The organism is Streptomyces sp. NBC_00683, from assembly GCF_036226745.1.
GTDB lineage: Bacteria > Actinomycetota > Actinomycetes > Streptomycetales > Streptomycetaceae > Streptomyces.
On sequence record NZ_CP109013.1, the window covers coordinates 7972546 to 7988543 of the forward strand.

General features: G+C 67.0%; 16 protein-coding genes and 1 pseudogene. 14 read left to right on the top strand and 3 right to left on the bottom strand.

Going from position 1 to position 15998, the window contains the following annotated elements:
• Window positions 1-37 precede the first annotated feature (37 nt).
• The 5 genes from OG257_RS34665 (at window position 38) to OG257_RS34685 (ending at window position 5061) form a co-directional block, all read left to right on the top strand.
• A complete protein-coding gene (locus OG257_RS34665) occupies window positions 38-319 on the top strand; it encodes a phosphopantetheine-binding protein (protein ID WP_329213985.1) in 282 nt (93 codons plus the stop codon).
• A gap of 8 nt (window positions 320-327) precedes the next feature.
• The gene (locus OG257_RS34670; RefSeq protein WP_329213987.1) at window positions 328-1740 is read left to right on the top strand and encodes a class I adenylate-forming enzyme family protein; all 1413 of its coding nucleotides are present in this window, start codon (window positions 328-330) and stop codon (window positions 1738-1740) included.
• Window positions 1741-1853: 113 nt separating this feature from the next.
• Window positions 1854-3125: a hypothetical protein gene (locus OG257_RS34675; RefSeq protein WP_329215503.1), complete on the top strand. Its 1272-nt coding sequence runs from the start codon at window positions 1854-1856 to the stop codon at window positions 3123-3125.
• 56 nt (window positions 3126-3181) lie between these two features.
• On the top strand, window positions 3182-3904 hold the full coding sequence (locus OG257_RS34680; protein ID WP_329213989.1) for a hypothetical protein: 723 nt from the start codon (window positions 3182-3184) through the stop codon (window positions 3902-3904).
• Window positions 3901-5061 (top strand): pyridoxal-phosphate dependent enzyme, encoded by a 1161-nt coding sequence (locus tag OG257_RS34685; RefSeq protein WP_329213991.1) that lies wholly within the window; start codon window positions 3901-3903, stop codon window positions 5059-5061. The genes OG257_RS34680 and OG257_RS34685 overlap by 4 nt, the downstream gene beginning before the upstream one ends.
• A gap of 69 nt (window positions 5062-5130) precedes the next feature.
• Here the strand turns inward: OG257_RS34685 and OG257_RS34690 are convergent, their stop codons facing one another.
• Window positions 5131-6123: a hypothetical protein gene (locus OG257_RS34690; RefSeq protein ID WP_329213993.1), complete on the bottom strand. Its 993-nt coding sequence runs from the start codon at window positions 6121-6123 to the stop codon at window positions 5131-5133.
• A 292-nt stretch (window positions 6124-6415) separates the two neighbouring features.
• On the opposite strand from OG257_RS34690, the gene OG257_RS34695 reads away from it, so the two are divergent.
• The 7 genes and pseudogenes from OG257_RS34695 to OG257_RS34725 all read left to right on the top strand — a co-directional run.
• Window positions 6416-7486, top strand: a complete 1071-nt coding sequence (locus tag OG257_RS34695; protein WP_329213995.1) for an FAD-dependent oxidoreductase — start codon at window positions 6416-6418, stop codon at window positions 7484-7486.
• A gap of 19 nt (window positions 7487-7505) precedes the next feature.
• Window positions 7506-7955 carry a hypothetical protein gene (locus OG257_RS34700; protein WP_329213997.1) on the top strand — a complete coding sequence of 150 codons (450 nt, stop codon included), beginning with the start codon at window positions 7506-7508 and terminating at the stop codon, window positions 7953-7955.
• On the top strand, window positions 7942-9159 hold the full coding sequence (locus OG257_RS34705) for an FAD-dependent oxidoreductase (RefSeq protein WP_329213999.1): 1218 nt from the start codon (window positions 7942-7944) through the stop codon (window positions 9157-9159). The genes OG257_RS34700 and OG257_RS34705 overlap by 14 nt, the downstream gene beginning before the upstream one ends.
• Entirely contained in the window at window positions 9156-10295 is a 1140-nt protein-coding gene (locus tag OG257_RS34710; RefSeq protein WP_329214001.1) for a glycosyltransferase family 4 protein, read from the top strand. Before OG257_RS34705 ends, OG257_RS34710 begins: the two co-directional genes overlap by 4 nt.
• Window positions 10296-10305: 10 nt before the next feature.
• Window positions 10306-11259 (top strand): aminotransferase class IV, encoded by a 954-nt coding sequence (locus tag OG257_RS34715; protein ID WP_329214003.1) that lies wholly within the window; start codon window positions 10306-10308, stop codon window positions 11257-11259.
• A 35-nt stretch (window positions 11260-11294) separates the two neighbouring features.
• Window positions 11295-11561: a hypothetical protein gene (locus OG257_RS34720; protein WP_329214005.1), complete on the top strand. Its 267-nt coding sequence runs from the start codon at window positions 11295-11297 to the stop codon at window positions 11559-11561.
• A 6-nt stretch (window positions 11562-11567) separates the two neighbouring features.
• Window positions 11568-11654, top strand: a pseudogene (locus OG257_RS34725) (IS5/IS1182 family transposase); the annotation flags it as partial.
• A gap of 186 nt (window positions 11655-11840) precedes the next feature.
• Here OG257_RS34725 and OG257_RS34730 read toward each other — a convergent pair.
• The gene (locus tag OG257_RS34730) at window positions 11841-12815 is read right to left on the bottom strand and encodes a hypothetical protein (RefSeq protein WP_329214007.1); all 975 of its coding nucleotides are present in this window, start codon (window positions 12813-12815) and stop codon (window positions 11841-11843) included.
• A 236-nt stretch (window positions 12816-13051) separates the two neighbouring features.
• Here OG257_RS34730 and OG257_RS34735 point away from each other — a divergent pair, with 236 nt between their 5' ends.
• A complete protein-coding gene (locus OG257_RS34735; protein WP_329214009.1) occupies window positions 13052-14062 on the top strand; it encodes a helix-turn-helix domain-containing protein in 1011 nt (336 codons plus the stop codon).
• 64 nt (window positions 14063-14126) lie between these two features.
• Complete coding sequence (locus tag OG257_RS34740) at window positions 14127-14690, top strand: hypothetical protein (RefSeq protein WP_329214011.1); 564 nt, start codon at window positions 14127-14129, stop codon at window positions 14688-14690.
• 159 nt (window positions 14691-14849) lie between these two features.
• Here OG257_RS34740 and OG257_RS34745 read toward each other — a convergent pair whose 3' ends face one another.
• Window positions 14850-15998 (bottom strand): glycosyltransferase, encoded by a 1149-nt coding sequence (locus tag OG257_RS34745; RefSeq protein WP_329214014.1) that lies wholly within the window; start codon window positions 15996-15998, stop codon window positions 14850-14852.

Here is a 15998-nt window from a genome sequence, read left to right on the forward strand (position 1 = left end):
CAGGTGGACCGTGTGTACGAGATTGGAGTGCTCGACCATGCCGACAACACCAGTGGAGCAGCTCGCCGTTCGCGAGCGGGTCCTGGCCGTACTCGAGCGGATCCTCGGATATCAGCTCGATCCCGCAACTGAGCAACTCACCGATCTCGACTCTCTCCAAGTGTTGGAGCTGCTCGTTTCGTTGGAGGAGGAGTTCGACATCGACTCCGATCGGATCATCGAGTCCCAGCCGGACTGGTGGGCTTCCCTCAGCACACTCGTCGCCTCCATCAGCGCGCTCAAGGCAGAGACCCAACCCGAGGAATCGAAGCAGGGATAGGCAGCCTCATGGCCGTCAAGACAGAGACGCTCCTCGACCTGGTGCGTTCCAGTGGTGGCACCGTCGTGATCGACGGCAGCGCGTGGCGATCCGCCGACCTCATCGCCGGGGCGAGCAGGGCAGCCGGCGGCTTCCGGTCCCGGAACGTACGGCAGGGCGACGGAGTGCTGCTGGTGGACGACAGCGCCGGCATCGACCTCCTGGCAGCACTGCTGGGAGCCTGGTGGGTCGGTGCGCGGGCCATCGTCGTGCCAGGAACGGATGACACCGCACGGACGGAATCGATCAGGGAACAGACAGGTGCGGGGCTGATCGTCCGGAGGGAGGGGCCACCGGCGCGCGATTCGGTCACCTTCGCCAACCTCCTGGGCGGTGACCCCGCGAAGGACGGGAGCGAGGTCTGCGCACCGGAGGACTACGCGCTGGACGTGGCGTCCTCCGGCACCACGGGCACACCGAAGTGCGTGAGCTACACACACGCCGCGCTGGGCGCCAATGTCCGGGCGTACGCGGACCGGTTGGGGCTCACCGGGCGTGATGTCCTCTACTCCCCGCTTCCGCTGTCCCTTGCGGGGGTGCTCGGAATGGTCCTCCTGCCGGGCCTGGTGGCTGGGGCGACGACCCACATCGGCCGCCTCGAGGGTGCCGGGCTCGCACGGGCACAGTCACAGTTGCGCGAGGCGAAACCCACGTTGGTCTACGGGGTCCCGTACGTCTTCGACTTCCTGGCGCGGCAGCGGGCGGAGCGGCCCTCTGACCAGCTGAGGTGGGCGATCTGCAGCTCGGCCCCGCTCCCGGAGAGCACCTTCGACCGCGTGTGGAACTTCCTGGGCGTACCGCCTCGCAGTTCCTACTGTCTGGCCGAGGCAGCCACCGTCACGCTCAACACGTCCAGCGACCCTGACAACCTGCGGCGCTCGGTCGGCGAGCCGTTGGAAGGCGTCGAGATCTCGGTGGAGCGGACGGGCGCGGACCACAGGGCGGGCCGGCTGGTCATCGGCGGCACGAGCTGCGGGGCGGGCTATCGACGCCAGGGGGTGATCGAGCCCTTTCCCGGTGGGCGAGTCCTCACGAACGACCTCGGGTTCCTGGAGGGCGGCTCCCTGACAGTCACCGGCCGGGTCGACGAAGTGATCCAGGTGGCCGGACAGAATGTGGATCTTTCCCATGTGCGGCGGGTCGTGAGCCGGTGCCCCGGCCTCGGCGACTTCGATGTCGCGATCGACCGGCACGAGAACCTCGGCCCGGTTCCCATTCTGCTCGCGGAAGCGAAGACCCTGACCGTTTCACCGCGGGAGGTTATTGCTTTCTGCCGGGGTGAATTGAGGGACATCGAGGTGCCGCGGGAGGTACGGGTGGTGGAGAAGATTCCGCGAACGCCCACCGGAAAGGTGCGGTTGGCCGGCCCGAGTGCGCCATGAGACCGGAGAGGAGCCGGAATGACGCAGAGGAAGAAATCCGCACCAGCGCCGCGTTCGGGCGATTCTCTTGAGACGGTTCTTCAGGGAAGAAGGATGTAAGCATGACACGCCACATGCCCAGTGCCTCGGTGACATGCTCGTGGGATCCAGGACCGCGCTTCGAAGTGGGCCTCCGGAGCCCGCTGGCGAAAGACGAGTGGGTGTGGCGGACTCTTCCACCGGGGCACCCTGCCCTGGTCGGACGTCCGACCGTGCTCCGCCGCAGCGATCCCGGAGACGCCCTCGCGGTGATCGCCGAGAAGTACGGCCAGCCGAAATCGTATTGCGTACTGGGAGGAAGCGTCGCCTCGGTCAGCAATTGGGAGGGCGTCACCTTTACGGAACAGTATCAAGCGGTGAAGAGCGGCGCGGGTGTATTCCCCTGCGGAGGAATGTACTACCTGTCCGTCGTCGGCCCGCATGCGTCGGACGTCCTCGACCTGCTCACGCCCCGCCGGATCGACGACCTTGCGATAGGGCAGGCGGCATTTGCGATCTTTACGACACCGGAGGGGACGGTCGACACCGAAGGCGTCGTCCTGCGAGACGGCGAGCAGTCGTTCCTGGTCTCGATCGGTGGCGAGGCCCGTCCGCCGAAGTGGCTGCACGACGCCATGGACACCTATCCCGACACCCACGCCCACGAAACGAACATGAGCTCCTTCAACATCAAGGGGCCGAACCGGACCAAGGCGATGGCAGGGCTGCTCCAGGACGAGTACGCCTCCGGCCTGGATGCCCTTCGAGCCTTCCACGGGATGCCGGTCCGTACCCGCCGGGGCGGGGAAGCCTGGGTCGTCCGCACGGTGATCGGCATCGAGATGTGGGCGACGGCCGAGGTGATCCGCGAGGTCTGGCGGGACATGGTGGCGGAACCCGGCAGCTACACACCCTGCGGGTGGGATCTGCTCGCCAGCTACCGCCTCGAGTGCCAGGAGTTCGCCTTCTATCTGTGCCCGCTCGACATCCATCGCGATACCTACCTGCTGGACGCCGGACTGGGGCATGTGGTTTCCCGGGGGAAGAAGGGTCCGTTCGTCGGGCGGGAAGCCCTCGAGAACCCGGACCGGTGGGGCGGACGAATGTGGGTCGGCGGACTCGCCGCGAGCAGCCCGGAAGCACCCGAGCGGCAGATAGGTGAGGTCGTCCTCGACGCGGGATCCGACCAGCCCTGCGGGTACGTGACGTCGGCAGGCTACTCGCCGAGGGAAGGACGGCAGCTCTGCTTCGTACACCTGGCAGCCGGCATCAGCCCCAAGGAAACCGTTCGCTTCGCCGATGGGACCACATGGCGCGTCTCGACCCTGCCGATGGCATCCGCGGTGCCCACGGGACTGATGCCATGACGGCACGCGCGCACGGCCGGTACCGCTCTACGACACTACGAGGAAGTGATGACGACGTGGCGGTGAATTTCGTCCTGATGCTCACGGAGAAGGATGTCACCATTCCGGACGCGCTCGAGGTGTACGAGAAACTCGCAGTGGACTCCCTCCGGAACATCGCATTCAAGGACGTCGGTGCGGACCGGCAGATGGTGCAGGACCTCACCGATGCCGCGCACGCCGACGGCCGGTCGGTCCTCCTCGAACTCGCGGACATGAGCGACCGCGGCCAGGAGCAGGGTCTCCAACTCGGCGTGGACCTGGGAGTGGACCAGGTGGTTGCGCGCTGGCGGGCGGACTTCGCCGATGCCCTGGCGACGGACGGGGCGCCGGAGTACTGGCCCTTCCTCGGGTCGCTCTCCGGCAGCCCCCTGGTCCTGGACAGTACGCCCGATGAACTCGCCGCACAGGCAGATGAGTTGAGCAGAGTCGGCGGAGTCGGAGGCTTCGTCCTGATGCCGTACCGCCAGTCCGCGTTCGACGCCGTCGCCCTGGTGGAACGCGCATCGGCCGCTGCCACCCTTCCGGTCCTCGTTGCCGGAGGAGTCCGGGACGCCGAACAGATCGACGACATAGCCGGCGCGGGTGGCTGGGGTTTCACCATGGGCGGCGCGGCACTTGCCGAACGGCACGGCGACCCTGAGTCGGTCAGCCGACGGGTCACCGAGATCATGCGTCTCTGCGAGAAGGTGCCGGCTCGGCAGTCCGGTGCGACCCGAACAGAGGAGAAGGTGAAGTGAGACTCACTTGCTCAAGCTGTACCGGTGAAACCGGCGGCAGGACCGAGGACGGCCCCAACGAGTGGCTGTGCCTGCGCTGCGGGGGCGGTCTCACGCCGCACCTCGACGACTTCAGGAGCTGGTCCGACGCCATCACCGACGTTCCCGGAGTCGGTCGGTACACCTCCCTGCTCCCGGTGGCCGAGCCGGAGGACCTGCGCAGCAGCGAGGCCGCCCTGAGCCCGGTGGAGAGTCCGCGGATGGCGGAGCTCCTGGGGGTCGCCTCCTTCCGATTCCTGCCGCAGTCGAGAAACGAGACAGGCACCTTCAAGGACAACGAGGGGGTCCTGCTCGCCGCGAAGTGCAAGGAATGGGAACTTCCCTCCGTCTGCCTGCACAGCTCCGGCAACACCGTCCGCGCCTACCAGTACTACATGGAACGAGCGGGCATCGTGTGTACGGGCTTCGTCCCGCAGGCATCCGCCTACAAGTGCCCGACGACGGCCATGGGCAAGTCCTCCGTAGTTCCGGTGCCGGGCAACATGGCCGACGCGGCCGCCGCGGCGATCGCCCACAGCAAGGAGGACGGCGCTCTGCGGCTGACGCCGAGCCAGTGGAAGATCGAGGGGAAGGTCCCCCTGGGGCTGGCCCTCGCGGAGCGTTGTGCGGACGCCACCCGTATCGCTGTCACGATCGCGAGCGGCTACGGCCCGCTGGGAATCGAGCGCGGGATCCTGCGGGCCCGGTCGGCCGGGCTCGCCTCGGTCGGCGACCACTCCTTCGAGCTGTTCCAGGCGGAGGATGCGGGGCTCATGGCCTCGGCCCTCCGGGACGGCAACGAGGAGATCGACCTCGACGACATGGTGCCGCCGGAGATCGCCTTCGAGCCGACCCTGCAGTCGACGAACCCCAACAGGACCCTGCCCCTGGTCCGTCAGCTGGTGACGAAGACCGGATCCCGGGTGGCCGCGGTGAGTTCCGGGGCGGTGGAGGCGGAGGCAGGCCTGCTCTCCGAGGCCTGCGAGGAGCTGGACATCCCGCTGGACTACGCGACGGAGAAGTCCGCGTACATCTGCTGGGCCGGTCTGCGGCAGGCAGCGCTCAGTGGGGGCCTGGCCGCAAGTGACAGGATCGTCATGATCGTGAGCGGGTCGGCTCCGCATGACCGGCTGCCCTGAGATCTCCACGACGACGTACGGGGCGCCGGACCGGAACCTCGTACGCCGTCGAGAGCCGGGCCCGGCTCCTCAGGACCGGGACGAGACCGTACCGAACCGATCCGCGAACTGCGCCAGGTACGCGTCGGACGGGGACTTCCCGGAGCAGCGGATCGGCGGAGCAGTGATTCCGAGTCGCTCCAGTGCGTCGAGGTTCGCCAGAACCGCAGGGGTGGGAACCCCCTGGCCGAGCGTGGGCGGCAGGCTCGGGTCGACCTTCATGAGAAGCGGAGACAGGAAGCAACTGGTCATGGTGTCACCGTCGTCGAGCCCGGCCGGCCAGCCAAGACTGTCGTGAAGAAGCCGCGGCGCGAACGACAGCACAGGAAAGCGCTCCGGCAGCTGCAGCAACCCGCCGTTGGCGAGTATCAGGTCCATCGTCTCGTCGGCCCGGGCGATGGCTCGACCGACATCGAAGCAATGGGGCACCGAATCGTCGACGACGATGCAGCCCGGCCGGAGCCTGTCCACCTGCAGGACATTGGGAGTGCTGGTGCATCCGACGACGACGGTGGAGTCGTACAGCGGGTTCTGGTCCGGCTGTGCGGGGTTCACGAACGACCACTCGAGACCCGGGTGTTCGGACTCCAGTTGTTCGCCGAGCGTCCGGACCTCCGGCTCCTTGGAGGCCAGATCGGCCAGGATCAGCCGGCCGGGGTTCCCGAACGTCGCGAGCGCCGTGGTGACCGTCGTCCGGCCGATCGACCCCAGTCCGAGAACGGCGACCGTTTCGGAGCCCCATTCCCGCCGAGTGGAGGTGAGTACCGCCTCGATGGTCTTGAGGACCGAGGACGCGGTTGTGGCATGACCGGTCGTCAGGAACCCGGGAGGCGCGTCGAGGAGATGTCCGTAGTCCAAGGCGGAGGCGAGCAGTCCCGCCAGGGAGACGTGTTCCACTCCCATCGTGCGCGCCAGCTCCAGCCCCATCTGCGCGTACCGGACGGCTTCCTTCTTGTCGCGCACCATGTCCAAGTAGGTCAACGGGAGAGTGATCACGGTCGCGTTGCCGAGCGATGTCGCCATGAGGGCGGATACGAAAGGCGAGTTGTCGAAGTACTGACGCATCGCTGCGGGCGTCATCCCGACCCGGCGAGCGACATTGACACCGAAATAGCTGAGAGTGGCGGAAGTTGCTTGCAATCCCTCCTTTTTGGCAGCTGGTGCAGTGAGGGTCTGTATGTACTTCCGGTGAGATGCGTCCACAACCTCGTTCACTTCGATCCCCTCTCGAAAATCGAGCCTCGGCGAGTATGCAACTGTCGAATCGTATCTAAGTATTGCAATTGGCGCTATGAAACTCAGAGAGTAACTAGCCGTGAAATCAGTTGATATAGCAGTCATCGGGTTGGGTGTGTACGGGAGCGCGGCCGCGCGCGCGTTCGCCGCGAACGGCTGGCGGGTGCTGGCAGTGGAGCAGGCTCCGGCCGACGAGGTGCCGGGGGCTTCGCACGGGCCTGTCCGTATGGTCCGCACCGATGATCCGGACGGCCGTGGGACCGCCTCGTTGGCGATCGAGTCCGCCGCGCAATGGCGGGCGCTGTCCGAAGCCGGTCCGGAACCCTTGTTCCGAGGCGTTCCCGGGATCTTCGCCGGGCCGAAGGACGGTTCCCCCACCCACACGGACCAGCACCTGCGTATCACCGAGAACGACCCCCTGCTCGCCGGCGCGGTGGTGCCCGCCGGCTGGACGGTCACCAGGAACAACGGGTGCGGCCTGCTGGAAGCCCGTGCAGCGGTATTGGCCCTGCGCAAGCAGGCCCGGGAGCTCGGGGCCGAATTGGCGTTCGGGCGCGCGGCCGAGCCGGCGGAGGCGCCCCCGACGGCGGATGCTCCGATGCCGATAAGAGTGGGCGGAGAAACAGTCATGGCCGGTCAACTGTTGTTCTGCACAGGAGCCTGGACCTTGGGGCTGCCCGAGTGGGCTCGCATACCCGGGCTCCGGGCAGAGTCCGCCCACATGCAGACCGCCACCTTCGTCGGCCACTCGGAGATCTTCGGCAAGGAGGCGTTCTACGTCTTCGGCGATGGAGACGACCGGTTCTGCGCCATGCCGCTCCCTTCGGGGAAGGGACTGCAGTTCGGCCACTTCTCGCTGCCGGGGGACGTCGTGCCTCAGCCCGAGATGATCCGCCGCCGCGACATGGCTGCGCTGCGCCGCTTCGTGCCGGGCCTGGGGGAGACCCAGGAACGCACTACGGTCCGGGCTTCATACACCATGCCGCCGGACGGTTCGTTCGTGCTGCGCAGGGTTTCGGCGAGAGCTGCCACCCTGGTGGCCTGTTCCGGTGTCGGCTTCAAATTCGCTCCGGCGATCACCGACCGTGTCGTGGCCCTCTTCCAAGGGAGCGGGGACCCGGTGGCAGGGCTGCGTGTCGAATGCTGGTAGCCGTGGGCGGTGCCACGCTTTGCTGATTCGCACCCCACTGAGGTTCGACACGGCGGCCGTATGGGCGGACCCGCTGTCCGGCACCGTCAGATTCGGCGGGCTGAACAGAACCCGGACCCTCCTCGCCGGACTCGACCCGTCGAGTTATCTCGTCGCGGGGGAGACCAGCGCCATTGTCGCAAGCGTGGATTCATCGGCAGCGCTGGACCTTTCGGTCGAGCCGGGCGCGTCCGCCGCGATCGGCACACTGGCCAAGCCCGGCTGGTGCCTGGCCGTCGAAGCCATACTTCCCGAGCCGCTGGACGAGGTACCCCACTGGCTGGAGGTCGGTGTGTGCGTGAACTCCACCAACTGGTGCTGCAGCATCCCGCTGGGGCACCTCCCGCGGTTCCAGGCCGGCCTCGCCCGGCAGCGCCATCAGATCACCTACATCACCCGGATCCAGGTGGGGGACTATGACGGAATCTAGTGCGGTTTCCACGGAGATCCGCTGGCCCGGCGTCGTTGTCGTCGGGGGCGGGGCAACCGGGCTGCTGACGGCACTGGAGCTCGACGGCCAAGGCTTTGCCGCACTCGTCGTCGAAGAGGGAAATCTCTGCTCCCGCCAGACCGGACAGGCGCACGGCTGGCTCCACCGCGGAGGTGTCTTCCCGGACGCCCGTACCGAGGACTTCGAGCAACTCGACGAGGGCGCACGGCGATGGACCGAACTCATCGAGCGCACCGGAAATTCCGGCGCCGTCACCGGCTGCCGCATAGGTGGCGTGTCGCAGCGTACGTTGGCCGCGGTGACTGCGGCATGGGAACAACTCCGATTGCCCTACCAGCACACGGCTACCACGACGGGCGCCTGCGACTGGATGATCAGGGCGCCGGAGTCGGCCATCGTTCCGGTCCGGGCGCTCCAGGCCGCGCTTGCTGACTCGGGCGTCGCTCTGCGGCGTGCCGAAGCGGTGAAGCTCCTGCCCGGACGCAGCGGAAGCACCGTCGAATCGCTGCTGGCAAGAGCGGGACAGCGAACGTTCCGGCTCACCGCCGATGCTTTCGTGCTCGCGAACGGCGCCGGCATCACCGCCCTCCTTCCGGAGGGGCAGCTCTCCTCGGCCGTGGTCCGCAGACTCTCGTTCATGCTGGTGACGCGTACGGATGCGGCAATGCACCTCGGCGTCGCCATACCTGAGCAGGAAGCGCTCGGGCTGTTCGCCGTACCCCGGGTGTCCGGCGGGCATCGCTACGTCCTGTTGTCCAACTTCATCAGCTACGCCCCCACCGCGGAGCTGACGCACAGCCGGGACAACTGGCTGGCCGGCATCCGGCCGACCGTCCAACGATTCCTTCCGGACCTGTGGCAGGCGCAGGACGCGCTGTGGGGCGTCTACTCCGCCGTGAAGGCCGAACCGGCCCGGCACCTCGCGCTCGGCGTCTCCGAAATGGCCCTGCTGCCGTCCCTGTACGGCAACGTCGTGGCGGGTGTCCCGGGAAAGCTCACGCTCGCGCCGTTGCTGGCCGAGCGGCTGGCCGATGCCGTCGCCCCGCACATCCGGCACGGGGAAGCAGCCGACGGCCTTCTCGAGGATCTCCCGGCAGCGCGGTGGGGGCCGGAGGAATGGGAAGTCACCCCGCTGGTCCGGCGATCGACCCTCTTCCGGGAGAGTTGGGGACATCAGCCATGAGAATCGCTGTCGTTGCCGACGAGTCGATACCCGTCGAAGGCTGGTCCAAGGATCCTCACGTGCTGACCGAAGGGCTGCGCGCGCGGGGGCATCAGGTGACCCTGTTACTTGTCGCGGGTGCCGAGTCAGCGCCGCACCTTCCGGTCCGGGACCGGCCCGCGCCGGACGGGTACCTGTCGTCATTCCCGGCCGAGGCGCAACGTGGCGTGTCCCTGTTCACGGTCGGACCGGAAGTCATCATTTCACTCGGAATGTCCTCCCCGGCCATAGGCGTCGTCCTTGCCGAATCGCTGGGAATCCCGCTCGTCGTCTGCCTCCCGCCGGAGCTGTTCACCGTCGACCCGGCGGGTAACGGATACGGCCGGCTCCTCTGCCGGTACCTGCCCTGCGCGCTGCTGTTTGTGGAGTCCGACCGCCACGCGGCCGCGGCCGAGCGGCTCGGAGCCGACCCTCACAGGACCTGCGTCGTGCGGCCCGGTGTGCAGCTGGACGAGTTCGATGTGCCGCCGGGAAGCAGGAGGGACCCTGGCCCCGGAGTACCGTCCGACGACCGCCTTCGCCTCATGTTCGATGCCTCCCGGACCCCGCGTGAGGACCAGCAGTTCCTGGAGGAGGTCCTCACCAGGCTGAAGACGGAGCGTGGAAAGGACTTCCACACGATTGTGCTCCCGGGCAGGGACGACAACGGTGACCGTTCGCCGGACCTGAAGGGTCTCTGGAGGAGCAGGCCCGACACCACCGTCACGGACCTTCCTTCCTCACGGGACGTTCCGAAGGTCTACGGGGGAAGCGACGTCGTACTGGTCCCCAGCGCCACCATCGACGAGACGGCGTCGGTCCTGCGGGCCATGGCCGCGGGACGAGCAGTCGTCGCCGCCGACAGCCTGTCCGTACAGGACGTGGTCGGCACGGCCCGCAACGGCATGCTCGCCCGGGCGGGGAACCCCGACGAGTGGGTCGACAAGTTGGACTACCTGCTCGACGGGGCCGCCCTGCGCCTGCACATCGGCCGTGGGGCGCGTGCCCGGGTGGAGACGCACTTCTCCCTGCCGCAGACCATCTCGCAGATGGAGACGCGCCTTGAGGCGGTCAGGGCCTCCTGGCGCTATCACGCGGACCGATCCACCGGACCATGAGGAGACCATCTTGAGCGCGAAACAGAACGGAACTGTCTGGGTCGACGGAGCCCTGCGTGCATGGCAGTCGGTGTCCGTCCCCCTCATGTCGGACGCCGTACTGCGTTCCGTCGCCGTCTTCGAAGGCATGCGGGCGGACATGGCCGAGGACGGTCGGGTCCGGTTGCTGAGCGGCAGCGCACACGTGGAACGCCTGCTGCACAGCGCGCGGGTCCTGCGGATCCCTCTGCGGTACGGGGTCGGCGAGATCCTGGAAGGGGCGGCAACGGTCGCCCGCGCGGAGCTCGACAGCACCGGCAAGCGCGTCGCCTATGTCCGGCCCATGGCGCTCGGCGCCGCCCTGACCGAGGACTCGGGTCCGTGCAGTCTGAGTATCGCCGCTTTCGCGCAGGAGGACCGGGCGCCCGGGACGGTACGGATGCAGATTTCCTCGCTGCGGCGGCCGGCACCGGACTCACTGCCGTCCCAGGTCAAGGCTGTCGCCAACTACCAGCTCACACGGCTGGCGCGGATCACCGCACAGGCCGCGGGCTACGACGACGCCATCTTCCTCAACCACGAAGGCCGCCTGGCCGAGGCCGCCGGCGCCGCTGTGCTCGTCGAACGACAAGGCCGGGTGTTCACACCGCCCGACTGGGAAGGCGCTCTGAGTTCCATCACCGTCGATGTCATCGAGCGCATCGCGGCCGAGGTGAACGTGCCGTTCACCCGTGAGCCTGTCCCACTCAGCACGCTCCTGTCCGCGGACGGGATCGCGCTCGCCGGGACACTGGCCGATCTGGTGGATGCGACGTGCCTGGACGATCTCGCGGTACCCGCAGGTCCGGGCATTGCGACACTGCGGCGCCACTACAGGGAAGCGATGTCCGGCGGGGAGTTCGCCCCCTTGCTGGACTTCACGAGTTTCCCGGCCGCCGGCACCCGCAGAGACGGCCAGGGCCTGTCCGGCCGATCACGCGGCTGATCCGAGGCGTGCTAGCCCTGGTAGAACAGTGACCGATGGGAACCCAGGAGCGCGAACGCAAGGTGTACCGGCCCCTGCGGCGGGCCGGCCTCGAGGTCATCCCGGACGCCGTGCCGGACGGCACGATGCCATTCGTCTTCGGATACCGTCCCGAGGACATCGTCGGTGGGTTCTCCCACCAGTACGAGACCCCACGGCTGGTCGAGCGTCTCAACGAGGACTGGTACAACCTGGCGGTCTCCTCGGGTCTTCTCGTCCGTACTCGTCGGTCTCGGCCGACAACTCGGCTATGTACTGGTTGACGTCCGCAACTCCTGCGGAAGCTCCGCTGCAGCACGAACCGCATCACCAGCGTGGTGAAGGCCGTCCTTGTCCTTAACCACGCATCAACGTGAGGTTGGAGAAGGCTCACTGATCACCGTGATGACCCGTCGTCTCACACGCAAGGGGCCTGCGGCCAGCTGGACGAGGAAGCCTCGGCCGACCTGAGCCGCACGTGTATACCCTCGCCATCGAGGAGACGTCGTGACGTACTTCAACGCGGGTGGTCAGCCTGACCCAGCGCCGAGATAGACCGGATTTCAGTAGACGTCCGTATAGCGGCATCCCGATGTCTGAGCCTTGATCACCTTTACCCCGCTGTAGGTAGAGAATCCCTTGGAGCAGTCGAGGTAGAGGTACCCCGCGCTCAACAGCGCATCCTTGAACTCCTTTACCTGCTCCGTTCCTGGGCTCGAAACATCAAGTTCAAGGTAGAATCCCTGGCCGTAATAGCGGCCCCCGGATGCGTCGAGGTCATGCTTCTTGTGATGAGCCTCGCGCCGTAGGACATCAATCATGGTGATGCTTGCCCGACCGAAGTCGGTGCCGCAACCGGACTTCAGGATGATTCCTTGTGCTCGGTCGTACTTGTTGGCGTTGTTGAGGGGACCAGCCTTGCTGAGCTGGTCGCAATTCCCGAGCGCCTTGCGGACATGGCTAGCCGCTTCATCAAGGGTCGACGCCTTGGGCTGACTTCCCCCGTCAGCCTTGCTCTCGCCTTCCTGCGTACCAAGCTGGGCTGACTCTTGATCCGCCGACTTCGTTTCGAGCGTCTCATAGAGCCCCACGCCGCCACCGATGAACGCAAGCAGGATGATCCCGCCGATTCCGAATTTAGTGTTGCGGCGCGATTGATTGATTCGATTGCGGTTGCCAGAGATCAGGTTGGAGTCTTGAACATCGCGGGTGGTGAGGCCACCCGTGGTGATTCCGGCGGCCGAGCGATCAGCACCCCCGGAATCAACGAGGGCTGCTGCTACGGCCTCCCGCAGTGCCTTCGCGAACTCGTCATCGACTTCTGCCTCCGCGGCAATGGCATCGATGGCGTCCTGCCGACGTTGTCCGCTCTCTGGGTCTCGTTGAAGACGCAGGTAGACCTGAGCGCCGGACGCGCTTCCCTGGAGCCGGTCAACAACAACATTGGTTAGGGCCTGTGCTGCCATGTTCTGGGCCACTCCGCCCATGAAACCCGCAATGATCGACACCGCTTGAGCTGAAAGGCCTGACAGTTCCACGCTTGCCCCTTAGATCCCGGATTGCTTCCCTACGGCATGCTCCAGCCGTAAGCAAGCCATCTGGCAGCACGTCAGCCCTTGTCCGGCCCTCGCCCGCTCTGCCTCCCGCAACGCTAGAGGCGCGACGGGGAGGGGCCCACGCCATCGCGCGCAGACTCTTCACCATCGAGCGCAGTCCTCTACCGTTTCAACGGTGCTTCACTGGAGTTGGGAGCGGCTGAGCAGGGGGACGAGGCATGGACCGGGAACAGACTGCGGGCATCGCGGGCGACTTGGAGAGCGGTCAGGACCACCGCGAGCAGCTCCCGCAGCCAGCCGAGCAGCCGACCTCGTTGATGACACGGTCCGAGGAACTGCAGGACGCGGCGTCCGGCCTGCTCCTGCCGCTGCGGGTGACCGCCCCGGACGCCCACCCTTTCCGGGCCCGCGTCGAATCCGCCGGGGACGGCCTCGTACGCGTGGGCATCGTGCGGTCCACCCCGCACACGGTCCGCCGGGGGCCACGCATCATGTCCTCGACCGACCCCGACCTATTCAAGGTCACCCTCCACCGCCGCGGTAGCGCCCTGGTCAGCCAGGACGGACCGCAGCGCCGGGTGGCCACCGGCGAACTGCTCGCCCTGGACACGAGCCGCGCCTACACGCTGGTCCTTCCCGACCAGTGCGAAGTGGTCGTCCTCGGTATGCCCCGGGATCTCCTCGGCCCGCACGCCCAGGCCCTGACCCGGCGCAGTGGGACCAGCGTTCCCACGGACGCGGGGGTACGTGCCCTGTGCGCCGCGGTGCTGTCCGATGCAGGTGACCACCTCGACGCCCTCGCCGCCCCCCGCGCCGCGCGCTCGATGGCCGACGCGCTGACCGGCCTGCTGATCAGCGCCCTGGCCGACGTCTCGGCCGAGAGCGTTGAACTGCCTGGAGTCTCCCTCCTTGAACGGATCATGGAGTACACCCTGGCCAATATCTGTGACCCGGAGTTGACGGGCACGGCCGTCGCCCGCGCCCACCACATCTCCTTACGTCGACTGCAACAGCTCTTCCAGGGCGAGGAACGCACCTTCCAGGCCTGGCTGCTGCACGAGCGCCTTCGCCGCATCCACCGAGACCTGAGCGACCCCGCCCTCCGGTGCCGGTCGGCCTCGGCGATCGCGGAGCATTGGGGAATCCGAGACACAGCCCACCTGGCCAGGCGCCTGAAAAAGGGGTTCGGCTGCACAGTCACCGAACTCCGCCAGGCCGGCCAAAGGTGACCGCGTCGCCGCAAGCCGCAAGCCGCAAGCCGCGAGCTGTGGTCGCACGTGGCAGGATTCCCCGATGACTGCTTCACCGCCCACTGTCGAGACCGTGTCCACGGTGGCAACCGATGCTGGAATGCTCGCTCTGTGGGATCCCCAGCACTTCACCGGCATCGTCGATTACGACACTTGGGAACCCCAGCTCGGCGAGGACGAGGACGTTGAACGGCATATCCGTACCGGTGCCCTCGTTCCCATCAACATCCGAAGTGACGGTGCCTTCGGGGTGCTGGTCCGCATAGGCGGCGTCGGACTGCTCGCGCAGCTGACAGAGCGGGAGAGCAGGCACCGCCTGGTCACCTCGGACGCCTACCTTCTCCATTCGTCGGGACAGGTGTGGCTCAGCGGCATCGAGGCGGTGGGCGCCGAAGCGTGGCCGGGAACAGTCCAGTGCGATCTGCCCGTGGGCTGCAATTCGGTAATGATCCACTTGATTGCCTGGGAGGACGAACCCGACAGCGTCAACGACGACGGCACCCCGTCCGAGAGTGCTCTCTCCGACTTCGTCGTCCTCATCAACCCCGCCCTCTCGGAACAGGACTTCCGCTCCGCAGTGGAGACCTTCGACCAGTTGGAAGGCTGACCGCCTAGGTCAGAGGTCAAGCATCACGCGACGTCAGACCAACAACCGTCAACTGACGCTAGACAGGGCCACCGGCTACGACAAAGGCCGCTACGTGTACTCGCCACCACCGCCATAGCCCTCGTTATCCGGCTCCGAACATGATCGGCCGGACAAGTCCTAGGGCCGCCTGCTCTCGATGACATCGACCGCGCCCGCACTTCCGGGCAGTGCACGCAGCAGCGCTTGCGCCGACCGGGCAGCTGTCCGGACTCCCGGGTCATCGACTATCCGGGAGAAAAGTCCGGAGAGCGTCCGCGGTCGCAGGTCCATGACGGAGGCGTGCACACCGCACCCCAGGCCTTCGATGCGATCGGCGTTGTACTGGCGCTCGTAGTTCTGGCCGGGGCAGGCAATGGCCGGGATACCGTGAAAGAGGGAGGCCAGCGCCGTTCCCTGCCCGCCGTGGAAAAGCAGCCCGTCGGATTCGGGGAGCAGCTCGTCCAGCGGAAGGTAGTCGAAGAGGCGGAGATGATCGCCGACGTCCACCATCCGGCCGTTGGCGTTGGTGACACACCAGACGTGAACGCCGGCGAGTTCGGCGCTGCGCGCGAGCGAACGCACCATGGTGTCCGAGTTCCATCCCACGGTGCTCAGGTATGCGAGTACCAGACGCTCGGGCCGGGGCGGCAGGTCGCCGAGCCCTCGGCGGTTCGTACCGTCTAGGTACCCGATGTACCGGATGCCCGGGACATCGCTCAGTTCGGGCTCGAACTGGGCGAAGCTGGTGGCTATCTTCCGGTCGGCCGACCAGAACAGGAGATCAGGCAGGGATTCGACCGTGTCGCCCAGGTAGGGACGGGCCGACTCCCGTGCGAGTTCGTCGAGAGCCTGGTCCTCCGGCCGCTTCTGCAGACGCGGATCGGTTCCGATCGAGGCAAGCCCCACGGTAGGGACACCACAGCGTCGGGCCGAAATGGCCGCGGTGGGACGCATGTCAGCGATGACGACGTCAGGTTGTACGTCCTCGATCACATCGCGTTCGATCTCGAGGAGATGGCGCCAGTAGTCGGGCCGGTCGAGGCCGAGAGTGGTGAAGACGTCGTAGATGTCGCGGATGGCACCGCGAGCGTCCGGGTCGGGGCCGGTGGCGCCCTCGAAGTCGCGGACCTCGAATCCGTTCTCGACGAGCAGCCGTGAACTCGGGGCGCATGCGTGGAACAGGACCTCGTGGCCGCGCTGCCGGGCCGCCCGCGCGATCGCGAGGAGGTAGACGGTGGATCCCCAGGTCCCGGACGTCGAGGCGTAGGGCATAAAGAGCAGCTTCAT